The organism is Streptosporangium sp. NBC_01810, assembly GCF_035917355.1.
GTDB lineage: Bacteria > Actinomycetota > Actinomycetes > Streptosporangiales > Streptosporangiaceae > Streptosporangium.
Window position 1 is genome coordinate 4,971,055 of sequence record NZ_CP109070.1, and the last position, 13,437, is coordinate 4,984,491.

Sequence of the window (13,437 nt, forward strand, 5' to 3'; positions counted from 1 at the left end):
CACCCTCACCGTGACACTCATGTGATGCTCAGGTCAGGGCAAGACCCAACACACCGTACGAATCGCCGACGCCCGGTCAGCGCAGATAGGTCGCGTACTCGTCGAGAAGGGGGAGTACCCGGTCGGCGCCGGCGCTGGGGAGGCTGAGTACGACCTCCTCGATGCCCAGTTCGAGGTAGTAGTCGAGTTTCTCCGCGTTGGGGAGCGTCCCGAAGGGGATGACCTTGGCCATCTCACGTCCGACCGGGCGGATCCGTTTGGCAAACCAAGCGATTGCTTGATTATCATTCCTGGGTAGCTTGCTCACGTCACCGAAGACGAGGCGTTCACCGGGCGCGGCCGAGCACCACGTCCGGCGGGTCGAGCCGGTAGCCTGGCCGGGTGCTCGAAAAGATCAAAGCCACCCGTTACGTGACGCCCCTGCGGGAGGGCGGCTCGCTCCCCGGGGTCATGGAGGCGGACGACCTCGGCACATACGTCGTGAAGTTCCGCGGCGCGGGACAGGGCCGCCGGGTCCTGGTGGCGGAGATCGTGTCCGCCGGGCTGGCCCGGCGTCTCGGCTTCCGCACGCCCGAGCTGAAGGTGATCGACGTCGATCCGCAGCTCGGCGCCCGCGAGCCCGACGAGGAGATCCAGGACCTGCTCAAGGCCAGCGAGGGCAACAACCTGGCCGTCGACTTCCTGCCGGGCGCGCTGGGCTTCGAACCGCTGGCCTGGCCTCCCACCGCTGATTTCGCCTCCCGGCTGCTCTGGTTCGACGCGCTGATCCACAACGTCGACCGGAGCTGGCGCAACCCGAACCTGCTCCTGTGGCACGGCGACACCTGGCTGATCGACCACGGCGCCGCGCTCTGGTTCCACCACAACTGGCCCTCGGCCGACCCGCTGCGCGGCTTCGACGCACGCGACCACGTGCTGGCCCCCTTCGCCACCCGGATGGCCGAGGCCGACGCCGAGTTCAGCGAGAAGATCACCAGGGACCTGCTCGACGGGGTGGTGGACGAGGTCCCCGACGAGTGGCTGGAAGACGAGCCGGGGTTCGACGGGGCGCAGGCCGTGCGGCAGGCATACGTCGAGCACCTGCTGACCCGGGCCCAGGGCCCGCGCACCTGGCTGCCGGCTCCCTCGGCCGCCTCCGGCCAGGACTCGGCGCCTCAGCAGGGAAAGCCCGGCTCGGTGGGCGCGTTCTGGAAGGACACCCGGTGATGGACGTCTACGAGTACGCGATCATCCGAGTCATCCCCCGGGTGGAGCGCGGCGAGCTGATCAACGCCGGCGTGCTGCTCTACTGCCAGCCGCGCGGTTACCTGTGTGCCCACGTGGAGCTGGACGAGGCACGCCTGAGCGCCCTCGACTCCCAGGTGGACCTCGACGGCGTACGGCACGCGCTCGACGTCTACCGGCGCTCCTGCGTCGGCGAGGGACCGCTGACCGAGGAGCCGCTGGGCAACCGGTTCCGCTGGCTGACCGCGCCGCGCAGCACGATCGTGCAGACGGGCCCGGTCCACGCCGGTCTCACCGCCGACCCGGAGGCGGAGCTGGAACACCTCGTGACCCGCCTGGTCCGCGTCCTCTAGAAGTGCACTGAAAATCTTGCGTTCTGGTCCCGCCTCGGATGATTCGGGGCCAGACTCGTTGCGTGCAGGGTGAATGGGCTGGAGAACCGGTAGGGCCGGATGTGTGGCAGACCTGCCGGGAGCTGATCCCAGCCGGGAGCGTTTTCGCGTTCCTGGCCGAACATCGGCAGACGCTGTTCCCAGCAGACATGTTCACGGACATGTATCCCTCGGCGAACGGGCGGCCGAGCATGCCGCCGCAGGTGCTCGCCACAGTGATCGTCCTGCAGAGCCTGCACGGGCTGTCGGACTTCGAGACGGTTCAGGAACTGCGTTGTGACCTGAGGTGGAAGGCCGCCTGCGGCCTGGGTCTGTACGACACCGCGTTCGACCCGTCGCTGTTGACCTACTTCCGACGGCGCCTGCAGCGCTCGGCCGATCCGAACCGGCTGTTCACCAAGGTCAGGGAAGTCGTCGCGGCCACCGGCGTCCTCAAAGGCAGGCAGCGCCGGGCGTTGGACTCCACCGTGCTGGACGACGCGGTCGCCACCCAGGACACCGTCACCCAGCTCATCGCCGCGATCCGCCGGGTCATCCGCGACGTCCCCGGCGCCGAGCCGGTCGCCGCCCAGTGGTGCACCGCCCACGACTACACCGACCCCGGCAAGCCGAAGATCGCCTGGAACGACCAGCAGGCGCGGGACACACTGGTCGACGCCCTGGTCACCGACGCCCTTAATCTCATCGCTCACGTGCCCGGCCAACCGCTCGGCGAGACGGCGGCAGGCGCCCTCGGACTGCTGGCACTGGTCGCAGGACAAGACGTCGAGCCCGCCGACGGCTCCGACGGCCGATGGCGGATCGCCCGGCGCACCGCCCACGACCGCATCGTGTCCACGGTCGACCCCGAGGCCCGCCACATCCACAAGAACCGCACCCGCCACCAGGACGGCTTTCGCGCACATGCCGCGTTCGAGCCCGAGGCGGGGCTGTTCACCGAGGTCGCCCTCACCGCGGGCAGCGGCGCGGACAACCACGAGGCCGCCGTCGCCCGAAGCCTCCTCGCCGGCGACGACGATGCCCTGACGGTACTGGGCGACACCGCCTACGGCACCGGCGACCTGCGACAGACCCTCCAAGCCGACGGCCACACCCTGGTGATCAAGCCGCCGCCGCTACGCCAAGCCGTCCCCGGCGGCTTCACCACCGACGATTTCCAGGTCGACACCCAAACCGGCCGCGTCACCTGCCCGGCAGGCCACACCAAAACCCTCGGCCGCCCGCTGGCAGGTGGTAACCGCCAGGCCCAGTTCAAGATCCTGTGCCGCACCTGCCCACTGCGCGAACGCTGCACCACGTCCAAGACCGGACGCACCTTCAACGTCCACCCCCACTATGACCTCCTCAAAACCGCCCGGCAGCAGGCCGCCACCAGTCAGCGATGGCAGCAGGAGTACCGCCGCTGGCGACCACCCGTCGAACGCGCCATCGCCTGGCTGGTCGCCAAAGGCAACCGTCGCGTTCCCTACCGCGGCGTCCTCAAGAACAACATCTGGCTCCACAACCGCGCTGCCGCACTCAACCTCCGCCGCCTCATCAACCTCGGACTCACCCACACAGGCGGCGCCTGGGCACTGAACCCCGCCACTGCATAAGCCGCCGGGGCGCCTGCTCCGCGCCGATATCCACTCAAACCAAGATCTTCAGTGCACTTCTAGGGCTCCGGGTCGGGGCGGAGCTCAGAAGAGCACGGACATGAAGGTGCCGACCTCGACGAAGCCGGCCCTGCGGTAGGCGGCCCTGGCCGGGGCGTTGTAGTCGTTGACGTACAGCGAGACCAGCGGCGCGAAGTAGTCGAGCGCGTGCTTGACCACCGCGGCCATCCCCGACACCGCGTGGCCGCGGCCGCGCAGGTCGGGGTGGACCCAGACGCCCTGGATCTGGCAGGCGTGCGGCGTCACCGCGCCGATCTCGGCTTTGAAGACGACCCTGCCGCCCTCGATGCGGGCATACGACCTGCCGATCCTGATCAGCTCGGCGACCCGGGAGCGGTAGAGGGCTCCCCCGTCCCCCAGTTCGGGGGAGACACCCACCTCCTCGGTGAACATCGCCACGCAGGCCGGCAGCAGGACGTCGAACTCGTCGGGCCGGACGCGGCGCACCAGCGGGTCGGCCGGGAGGGGCGACGGCTCAGCGGTCACCATGAGCGGCTGCGCCCAGCGGATCGCGCGGGCGCCCCCCCAGTACGGTTCCAGCCGTTCCCAGAGCACCTCGACCGCGTCGGCAGGGCCGACGATCGAGGAGCAGCGGCGGCCCTGCTTGCGCGCGCGCTCGGCGAAGGCGTGGACGGCGTCCGTGCCGGCGTTGACCGGAACCAGATTCGCCCCGGCGTAACAGAGGGAGGTCAGACCACCGCGCGGCCCGAACCCCCACATCTGGCCACCGAGTCTGGCCGGATTGAGCCCAACCGAACGGACCCTGGAGGCGACGAAAACGTTACCGACGGGGTCGATGTCGAGAAGCGCCAGGACCTCGTCTCGATCGTTGTCGTCGAGCACGCGCGACGCCGTTGTGCGCAGCATCACGTGCTCAGCCTACGCGACCCCCTCGATTTTGGCAGGAACCAACACAGAGCATCTCATCTACCTGCTGGATCGACTCTCCTCACCGTGTGCCCGGCGGGCACGTGGACGGACGCGGGTGCGATCACCGGCACCGGCACCGGCCTGCCGGGGCAGCGGGCGTCCGGGGTGCCGGAGTCCTGCCGTGCTCTACCGGGCAGAGTGCCGTCCCTCAGGTAGGCGACCAGGCGGCGGTCGACACAGGCGTTCCCGTTGAACGAGATCCCGTGGTTACCGCTGGACACGGCCAGCAGCCGGGAGCCCTGGAACAGGGTGCGCATCCGCAGCGCCCCGGCGTACGGGGTGGCGGCGTCGCGCTCGCCCTGGATCAGCATGACCGGCGGCAGCCTGGTGCTGTCGTGCACCCGCACGGGGGTGCCTCCCTGCACGGGCCAGAACGCGCACGGCGCGTTGTACCAGGCGTTGGGCCAGGTGAGGAAGGGCGCCCTGACGTTGGCGCTGGTCATGTCCGTCCGCCAGCGTGCCCAGTCGCGCGGCCAGGCGGCGTCGCGGCACTGCACCGCGAGGTAGACGGCGTAGCTGTTCTCATCCTTGGCGTCGTTCTCCGCGTGCTTGCGATACGCGCTGAGCAGGGGTGCCGTCTCCCCCTTCTTGACGTAGGCGGAGAAGGCCTTGGCCAGCTGCGGCCAGACGGCGTCGGAGTAGCCACCGACGGTGTAGACGTCGTCGAGTTCGCTGGGGCCGACCACTCCCGCCGCGGGGCGGCTGCCCAACCGGGCACGCATGGCGTCCCAGGCGAAGGAGACGGCCTTCTCGGTGGCGCCCAGCCGGTAGACCGGATTGTGGCGGGCGGTCCATTTCAGGAATTCCCGGTGCCTGCTCTGGAAGGCGATGCTCTGGCTGAGGTTCGAGCGGTACCAGACGCCGCGCGGATCCACCACGCTGTCCAGGACGAGCCGGCTGAGCCGGCCGGGGAAGAGCGTCGCGTAGACCGCGCCGAGGTAGGTCCCATACGAGTAGCCCAGGAAGCTGATCTTCGATTCGCCGAGCGCCGCTCTGATCGAGTCCATGTCCCTGGCGGAGTTCTCCGTGGTCATGTGGGGCAGCATCCAGCCCCACCGTTCGCCACACGCCTGGGCGTACTCGCGGGCCCGGTCGATGAGCACGCTCTCGTCGCGCCTGGTGCCCGGCACCTGGTCGGGGCGGGGCGCCTTGTAATACTCCGCGGGATCGACGCAGCTCAGCGCGGGCTCGCTGGCCCCCACCCCGCGCGGGTCGAAGCCGATCACGTCGAACCGGTCGGCCAGGCCGCCGGGAAGCCCCGCCACGACGCCCTTGACCAGTTCACGGCCGGACGCCCCGGGACCGCCCGGATTGACCAGCAGCGAGCCGAGACGGTCATGGGTGGCCCGCCCCCTGATCCGATTCAGGGCGATGTTGATGGTCTGGTATGGGTTGTTGTAGTCAAGCGGCACCCTCAGCGTGGCGCACTCCACCCGGCTGTCCGCCCGCTGCGCGGGGACCGGCGGCACCACCCCGGGCACCGAGATCCCGCCGCCCTCGCAGGGCCCCCAGAGCAGCCCCTCCCTCTCCTGGGCCACCGCCCCCTGCGGCATTCCCACCGCGGCTGCCAGCATCGCGATGCTCGCGGCAATCCCGCCGACCCTCTTCTTCACTGTGCGATCCCCCTACTCGTACGGCAGAGGCGATGGTCTCCCGGGGGCGGCGTGATCCACCCGGGACACAACCGGATATCTAGCAAAGTGTAGTCAAGTGATTGCCAAGTGTAACGATCCTGGGTCGGGAGCGCTGCCGGACAGGGCGACAGAAGAGCACAAACGACCACAGATGCCGATAAAGGCCGAAAAAGACGGAAAGGAGCGATACCGCGCCACCCGCCGAAGGAACACCCCGCGACAGGTACGCCCGATCCCCGCCACCGCGGGATCCGCCGGGAAGGACCTAGCGACGTTCCTCACCGGAAGTACAGATCCACCTCGGTCCTGGCATCAGGAAGGCAGGCCCGACAATCTCGGTTTCCCCGCAGCGCGTTCGCAACCTCTGCTGAGGAACGGAACACTAGCCGACGACGACCTGGGGACCCGTGGTGTCGTCGTCGAGATCGATCTCCACGCCCATCTCCTCGGCGAGGCGCAGGGCCTCCTCGATCAGGGTCTCCACGATCTGCGACTCGGGGACGGTCTTGATGACCTCGCCCTTGACGAAGATCTGGCCCTTGCCGTTGCCGGAGGCGACACCGAGGTCGGCCTCGCGTGCCTCACCCGGGCCGTTGACGACGCACCCCATCACCGCGACGCGCAGCGGGACCTTCAGCCCCTCCAGCCCCGCCTGGACCTGCTCGGCCAGGGTGTAGACGTCGACCTGGGCGCGCCCGCAGGAGGGGCAGGAGACGATCTCCAGACCGCGCTCGCGCAGGTTGAGCGACTCCAGGATCTGGTTGCCGACCTTGACCTCCTCGACCGGCGGGGCGGACAACGACACCCGGATGGTGTCGCCGATCCCCTCGGCGAGCAGCGCCCCGAAGGCGACAGCGGACTTGATCGTGCCCTGGAAGGCCGGGCCCGCCTCGGTGACGCCGAGGTGAAGCGGGTAGTCACACCTGGCGGCGAGCAGGCGGTATGCCTGGACCATCACGACCGGGTCGTTGTGCTTGACGGAGATCTTGATGTCGCGGAAGCCGTGCTCCTCGAAGAGCGAGCACTCCCAGAGCGCCGACTCCACCAGCGCCTCGGGGGTGGCCTTTCCGTACTTCTGGAGCAGACGGGGGTCGAGCGAGCCGGCGTTGACGCCGATCCTGATCGGCACGCCCCGGTCGGCGGCGGCCCGCGCGATCTCACCGACCTTGTCGTCGAACTTCTTGATGTTGCCGGGGTTGACCCGGACCGCCGCGCAGCCCGCCTCGATCGCGGCGAAGACGTACTTCGGCTGGAAATGGATGTCGGCGATCACCGGGATCTGCGACTTCCTGGCGATGATCGGCAGCGCGTCGGCGTCGTCCTGCGAGGGGACGGCGACCCGGACGATCTGGCAGCCCGAGGCGGTCAGCTCGGCGATCTGCTGGAGCGTCGCGTTGACGTCGGCGGTGACCGTGGTGGTCATCGACTGGACGGAGACCGGCGCGTCCCCGCCCACCGGGACGGAACCGACCATGATCTGACGAGATATGCGCCGCTCGGCGATCGGCCTGGTCCTTACGGACGGGATTCCGAGAGCAACAGAAGTCATTTTCAGCCCTTGAAGAGTCGACGACGCTCACCAGTCTAGGCAGTCCCAGTGAGCTCCCGTGCCCGTATGCGTGCCCAGGAGTCGGCATTCAGCACCTCGGCCACCGAGTCGGCCTCGGTGACACTGTGCTCGGAGACTACCGAGGCCACGGTATCGACGATGCCGAGGAACGGCAGGCGTCCGGCCAGAAAGGCCTCGACGCAGACCTCGTTGGCGGCGTTGTAGACGGCCGGTGCCGTGCCGCCGGCCGCGCCGACGTGGCGGGCCAGCGCGACGGCGGGGAAGGCCCCGTCGTCGAGCGGCTCGAACGTCCAGGTGTGTGCGGTGGTCCAGTCGACCCCGGGTGCGGCGTCGGCGACCCGCTCGGGCCAGCCGAGGGCCAGCGCGATGGGCAGGCGCATGTCGGGCGGGCTGGCCTGGGCGATGGTCGAGCCGTCGACGAACTCGACCATCGAGTGGATGACCGACTGCGGGTGGACGACGACGTCGATGCGCTCGAAGCCGATGTCGAAGAGCAGGTGCGCCTCGATGACCTCCAGGCCCTTGTTGACGAGCGTGGCGGAGTTCACCGTGATCATCGGCCCCATCGACCAGGTGGGGTGGGCGAGGGCCTGCTCGGGAGTCACCTCCGCGAGATCCGCGCGCGACCTGCCGCGGAAGGGCCCGCCGCTCGCGGTGACGACCAGGCGGCGCACGGCGGAGGCGTCGGGGCCCGTGGGACCCGCCGCCCACAGGCACTGGGCCAGCGCGGCGTGCTCGGAGTCGACCGGGATCAACTGGCCGGGCTTGGCCAGGCGCTTGACCAGCGGCCCTCCGACGATCAGTGACTCCTTGTTGGCGAGCGCGAGCACCCGGCCGGCCTCCAGCGCGGCCAGCGTGGAGGTCAGTCCCAGCGCGCCGGTGATGCCGTTGAGCACGACGTCGGCGGGCCAGGAGGCGGCCTCGGCCACCCCTTCCCGACCGGCCAGCACCTGCGCGTCCACCCTGCGCGCGGCCAGGGCCTCGCGCAGTTCCGGCACCGCGTCGGGGTCCGCGACGGCGACCACATCGGGCCTGAACTCGGCCGCCTGCCCGGCCAGCAGGTCGATCCGGCCACCGTAGGCGGCCAGCGCCGCCACCCGGAACCGGCCGGGGTTGCGGGCGATGACGTCGAGGGACTGGGTCCCGATGGACCCGGTCGAGCCGAGCAGGACGACGGAGCGGACGGTGTCTGGCTGCACCGTCCCATTCTCCCGGCTCGGGCCGCGCTGTCGAATCGGCCACATCCACACGGAAATCTGTTAGGCGTGAAACACACGATAAAAAGCGATATTTAAGTCCAAATTTAGTCATATCAATAGTCGCAAACCTTGAGAAATGCGTATGTACGGCGCACTAGCTTCCCGGAACAGCAACGGGCCTCGGGAGGTACATATGCGACGCACAACACGGCTCATCCCTATTCTCACCGCCGTCGCGGGAAGCACCCTGCTCACCGCGACGATCGCGCACGGCGCCACGGGCACGGGCGCCACGGGCACAGGCACGGCGGGCACGGGCACGGATGGGGGCGGGGGTGTCACCGCGGCGCGGGCCGTTCCCCATCCGGTCGAGAAGGAGGCGGCCGACACCAAGGCGGAGCAGCGAACCGTCCAGCGCTACTGGACGGAGGCGAAGATGGAGGCGGCACAACCACTCGCCACCCTCATCCCGAAGAAGGACGGCGCCCGCCTCACCGCGGCGGCGATCATGGCACAGGCCGCGGCCGATCCCGTCTCCGTCCCCGCGACCGTGCCGAACGGCGACACCGTCACGGCCACCGAAATGGCCGACAGGGGCTCGGCGGCCGTCCGCGCCTCCACCGGCGCGCCGTGGACCCGCGGCGGGGCGATCGCCAAGACCGCCGGCCGGGTGTTCTTCACCTACCAGGGCCGCAACGCCTCGTGCTCGGCGAACGCGGTGACGAGCGAGAACAGGAGCACCGTGATCACCGCGGGGCACTGCGTGCGGATGGGCGGGGCCTTCCACAGCAACTGGGTGTTCGTACCGGGATACGAGAACGGCAACCGGCCCTACGGCACGTGGGTGGCGACCACGCTCTACACCACCCCGCAGTGGAACAACACCGAGGACATCAACTACGACGTGGCCTCGGCCGTGCTGGCCCCGCTGAACGGCAGATCGCTGACCGACGTGGTCGGCGGCCAGGGCGTCTCCTTCAACCAGTCGCGCCGGGCGCAGATGCACTCCTTCGGCTACCCGGCGGCCGGTCCTTACGACGGTTCCAAGCTGGTCTACTGCGCCGGACGAGCCTTCGACGACTTCCTGATGTCCCGCGACATCGGACTGAACTGCAACATGACCGGCGGGTCGAGTGGCGGCCCCTGGTTCCTCGGCTTCAACGAGAGCACCGGCCTGGGCACCCTGAACTCGGTGAACAGCTTCAAGTACGACTTCGCGTCCGGCTGGATGTTCGGCCCGTATTTCGGCACCGACGCGCAGGCCGTCTACGAGGCCGCCCAGACAACCGGCGCCCCCTGAGATTCACCGAGCACCCGACGGACCCGAATGCCCTAAAAGTAATCACAGAGATACTCTCCGTAGTGCAAACTCGGGTCTCATGACCTCAAGCCTCCCCCTGCTTGCGGCCGCCCCGCTCGTCGCCGGGCTGCTGAGCGCCCCGACGACCGGCGTGACGGCCACCTGGCAGACGGCCGCCGAGCCCGGGCGGCGGGCCGTGAACATCCCCGCCCACCCTCTCACCGCGAAAGTCGCGGCGTCCGGCATGCCGGACGTCGTCGAGCACAGGACCGCTCCCACCGCGTCGGAGCGGAAGCGCGTGCTCGGCTACTGGACCCCCCGCCGGATGGCCTCGGCGCTCCCGGTCGACCGGCTCTCGAAGGCCACCGGGTTCCTCGGACGCCTCTTCGCCCGGGCCGGCCGGGGGGTCACCCCCCACCGGAGCCCGAACGGCGCCGCCGCACGCACCTCCGGCGCCCGCTGGACCTCCGGCGGGATGGTCGAACGCACCACGGGGCGGGTGTTCCTGACCATCAAGGGCAGCGACTTCGTGTGCTCGGCGAGTTCGGTCAGGAGTGCCAACAGGGATCTGGTCGTGACCGCCGGTCACTGTGTCAAGGACGGTGCCGGCGCCTGGGCCGACAACTGGACCTTCGTCCCCGGCTACTCCCAGGGCCGTCGCCCGTACGGGCAGTACACCGCGCGCCGCATGTTCGTCGCGGGTCCCTGGTCGCGCGGCGGGGACGACAGCCACGACATCGGCATGGTGGCGGTCAACACCGATGACGGCAAGCACCTCGGCGACGCCGTCGGTGGTCAACAGATCGCTTTCGGCACCCCCAGAGGGCACCTCACCAGCGGTTTCGGCTTCCCCGCCGACTCGCCCTACGACGGTGAACACCTGGTCTACTGCGCGGACACGCTCCGCGACGACCCGAACGGGCAGACCGGCGACCAGGGGATGCGCTGCGACATGACCGCCGGATCCAGCGGGGGCCCGTGGCTGAGCGGCTTCGACGCCTCCACCGGCCGCGGCACGATCGTCTCGGTCAGCAGTTTCAAGTACAGCGACGACCACCGCACCATGTACGGCCCCTACTTCGGCGACTCGGCCAAGGATCTCTATACCGTGGCCGGAACGTCGTGACACCGGCAGGAGCAGGGCCCGCGTCCCCGGTGGGAGGAGCGCGGGCACGCGGGGCGAGATGATCGCCGGGCTCACAGAACCGGGCTCATTGAGCCGGGCTCACAGGGTCAGGCCGGTGAGGACCATGACCTTCTCGTAGGTGAGGTCGGCGATGGCCGAGCGGATGCCCTCGCGGCCGACGCCCGAGTCCTTGACCCCGCCGTAGGGCATCTGGTCGGCACGGTACGACGGCACGTCACCGATGATCACTCCACCGACCTCAAGCTCCCGGTTGGCCCGGAAGGCGGCATCGAGACTGCGGGTGAACACCCCGGCCTGCAGGCCGTACTTGGAGTCGTTGACCGCGGCGAACGCCTCGTCCACTCCGGACACCGTCTGGACGATCATCACGGGGCCGAAGACCTCCTCACAGGAGACCTTGGCGTCGGCGGGCACGTCGGCGAGAACCGTCGGCGCGACGGTCGCGCCGTCGCGGGTGCCGCCGGTCAGCAGACGGGCGCCGGCCGCGACGGCCTCATCGACCCACTGTTCCACGCGTTCCGCGGCCTCGACGGACACCAGCGGGCCCACCTGCGTCTTCTCGTCGGCGGGGTCACCGACGACCAGGGCCTCGACGGCCGGGAGGAGCCTGGCCACGAAGTCGTCGTGCACCGACGCCTCGACGATCACCCTCTGGACGGCGATGCAGCTCTGACCGGCCTGGTAGTTGGAGAACAGGGCGATCCGCGAGGCGGCCCAGTCGAGGTCGGCGCCGGCGAGCACGACCGCGGCGGCGTTGCCGCCGAGTTCCAGGGTCACGTGCTTGCGCGGGACCTGCTCCAGGATCGCGTACCCCACGGGGGCCGATCCCGTGAAGGAGACGACAGGCAGGCGCGGGTCCTCCACCAGCCCTCCGGCGCGGTCGTTGGGCACCGGGAGCACCGAGAACATCCCCTGCGGCAGGTCGGTCTCGGCCAGGATCTCGCCCAGGACCAGCGCGGAGACCGGCGTCGCCGGGGCGGGCTTGACGACGATCGGGGCACCGGCCGCGATCGCCGGGGCCACCTTGTGCGCCACCAGGTTGAGCGGGAAGTTGAACGGGGTGATGCCCAGGACCGGGCCGTGCGGGACACGCGAGATGTAGGCGAGGCGGCCCGCGGAGGCGGCCTCGGTGTCCAGGCGCATGGTCTCGCCGCTGAGGCGGCGGGTCTCCTCGGCCGCGAACCTGAAGGTGGAGATCGCCCGACCGACCTCGCCGCGGGCCCAGAAGATCGGCTTGCCGTTCTCCTCGCTGATGAGACGGGCGATCTCGTCGGCGCGCTCGGCCAGGCGGCGCGAGACGTGCGCGAGGGCATCGGCGCGCACGTGGATCGGGAGCGCGGCCGCCTCCTTCCGCACGGCCGCCGCGGCGGCTACGGCCTCCTCGACCTGGTCGGCGGTCGGCACGGAGCAGACGGCGACGACTCGGCCGTCATGCGGGTTGGTCACGGTGAGCTCGGCGTCACCCGTGGCGGGGCGTCCGGCGAGCCAGAAGGGGCGCACGTCCATACCTCGACGCTATGTCACCGGCGCGGGCACGGCCTTACTCCACTCCGCACAAGAGCCCCGCACCGGTACACCTTTCCGGCCAATAGTTCATCTAGTTCATCCACCCCGGCCCTGCACCAAAAAGAGGGGCATTTGAGGATATTCCTTACATGCCGCCGGTTTAGATGATCTTCGCCGTGGCTAAGTCACCGGATGGACACTCAGAGCGGAAGGGCGTGGGCGCATGACCTCCTCGGCGCCGCGCGGCCTTCAGGGCGCCTATCTCCTCGGTGAACGGGCCTCCCACGACGAACTGCGTGCGAAACTGCTCGACGTCGCCAGCCAGTTGCTGGTCACCATCGGCCCGGAGAGCCTGTCGATGCGCCGCATCGCCACCGAGGCGGAATGCTCGACGACGGTCATCTACACCATGTTCGGCAGCAAGGAGGGCCTGGCCGAGGCTCTTTACCTGGAAGGCTTCGAGCGCTTCCGGCGGCGCCTGGAGGCCGTGTCACCGCGCAAGGACGCCCTGGAGCACCTCATCGCACTCGGCCCCGTCTACCGGGAGGCCGCGCTGGACGAGCCCGGCTACTACGCCCTGATGTTCGAGCGCGCGATCCCCGGCTTCGTACCGAGCGAACGGGCCAGGACCCTGGCCCGCGCGGCACTGAACATCGTCGACCGAGTGATCTCCGACTGCATCTCGGCCGGATACATCGTCCCCACCCAGCCCAGGAAGATCGCTGACGCCGTGTGGGCCGCCGCCCAGGGCGCGATCAGCCTGGAACGTGCCGGACACCTGCGCGACAGCAGCACCTACGACACGGTCACCTACGCCGTCCTCTCCCGCTACCTGGTCACCGACCCCTGCCGGAAGTGACCGGCTCACCGGGTGGGCCCG

12 protein-coding genes are annotated in these 13,437 nt (G+C 69.6%); 6 read left to right on the forward strand and 6 right to left on the reverse strand.

Translation table 11 applies throughout. From position 1 onward, the window contains the following. Window positions 1-76: 76 nt before the first annotated feature. Window positions 77-232, reverse strand: a complete 156-nt coding sequence (locus OIE13_RS21675; protein WP_326636937.1) for a hypothetical protein — start codon at window positions 230-232, stop codon at window positions 77-79. Between the two features lie 149 nt (window positions 233-381). Here OIE13_RS21675 and OIE13_RS21680 point away from each other — a divergent pair, with 149 nt between their 5' ends. From OIE13_RS21680 to OIE13_RS21690, 3 genes are all read left to right on the forward strand, one after another. Then, window positions 382-1,206, forward strand: coding sequence for a HipA family kinase (locus OIE13_RS21680; RefSeq protein ID WP_326828626.1), 825 nt, complete (start codon window positions 382-384; stop codon window positions 1,204-1,206). Beyond that, entirely contained in the window at window positions 1,206-1,577 is a 372-nt protein-coding gene (locus tag OIE13_RS21685) for a DUF3037 domain-containing protein (protein WP_326636933.1), read from the forward strand. The genes OIE13_RS21680 and OIE13_RS21685 overlap by 1 nt, the downstream gene beginning before the upstream one ends. Before the next feature lie 62 nt (window positions 1,578-1,639). Beyond that, window positions 1,640-3,211 carry an IS1182 family transposase gene (locus OIE13_RS21690; RefSeq protein ID WP_326639485.1) on the forward strand — a complete coding sequence of 524 codons (1,572 nt, stop codon included), beginning with the start codon at window positions 1,640-1,642 and terminating at the stop codon, window positions 3,209-3,211. 84 nt (window positions 3,212-3,295) lie between these two features. Here OIE13_RS21690 and OIE13_RS21695 read toward each other — a convergent pair whose 3' ends face one another. The 4 genes from OIE13_RS21695 to dxr form a co-directional block, all read right to left on the reverse strand. Then, window positions 3,296-4,138 carry a GNAT family N-acetyltransferase gene (locus OIE13_RS21695; RefSeq protein WP_326646992.1) on the reverse strand — a complete coding sequence of 281 codons (843 nt, stop codon included), beginning with the start codon at window positions 4,136-4,138 and terminating at the stop codon, window positions 3,296-3,298. Between the two features lie 56 nt (window positions 4,139-4,194). Continuing rightward, window positions 4,195-5,814 (reverse strand): alpha/beta hydrolase, encoded by a 1,620-nt coding sequence (locus tag OIE13_RS21700; RefSeq protein WP_326636931.1) that lies wholly within the window; start codon window positions 5,812-5,814, stop codon window positions 4,195-4,197. A gap of 403 nt (window positions 5,815-6,217) precedes the next feature. Next, a complete protein-coding gene (ispG, locus tag OIE13_RS21705; RefSeq protein WP_326636929.1) occupies window positions 6,218-7,384 on the reverse strand; it encodes a flavodoxin-dependent (E)-4-hydroxy-3-methylbut-2-enyl-diphosphate synthase in 1,167 nt (388 codons plus the stop codon). A gap of 35 nt (window positions 7,385-7,419) precedes the next feature. After that, on the reverse strand, window positions 7,420-8,604 hold the full coding sequence (gene dxr, locus OIE13_RS21710; RefSeq protein ID WP_326636927.1) for a 1-deoxy-D-xylulose-5-phosphate reductoisomerase: 1,185 nt from the start codon (window positions 8,602-8,604) through the stop codon (window positions 7,420-7,422). Window positions 8,605-8,797: 193 nt separating this feature from the next. Between dxr and OIE13_RS21715 the strand changes: the two genes are divergently transcribed. Both OIE13_RS21715 and OIE13_RS21720 read left to right on the forward strand, forming a co-directional pair. Then, a complete protein-coding gene (locus OIE13_RS21715) occupies window positions 8,798-9,904 on the forward strand; it encodes a trypsin-like serine peptidase (RefSeq protein WP_326636925.1) in 1,107 nt (368 codons plus the stop codon). A 79-nt stretch (window positions 9,905-9,983) separates the two neighbouring features. Further along, on the forward strand, window positions 9,984-11,030 hold the full coding sequence (locus tag OIE13_RS21720) for a trypsin-like serine peptidase (protein WP_326828628.1): 1,047 nt from the start codon (window positions 9,984-9,986) through the stop codon (window positions 11,028-11,030). A 99-nt stretch (window positions 11,031-11,129) separates the two neighbouring features. Here OIE13_RS21720 and OIE13_RS21725 read toward each other — a convergent pair whose 3' ends face one another. After that, window positions 11,130-12,557 carry an aldehyde dehydrogenase family protein gene (locus OIE13_RS21725; protein WP_326636921.1) on the reverse strand — a complete coding sequence of 476 codons (1,428 nt, stop codon included), beginning with the start codon at window positions 12,555-12,557 and terminating at the stop codon, window positions 11,130-11,132. Between the two features lie 223 nt (window positions 12,558-12,780). On the opposite strand from OIE13_RS21725, the gene OIE13_RS21730 reads away from it, so the two are divergent. Beyond that, window positions 12,781-13,416: a TetR/AcrR family transcriptional regulator gene (locus tag OIE13_RS21730; RefSeq protein ID WP_326636918.1), complete on the forward strand. Its 636-nt coding sequence runs from the start codon at window positions 12,781-12,783 to the stop codon at window positions 13,414-13,416. Window positions 13,417-13,437: the final 21 nt, after the last annotated feature.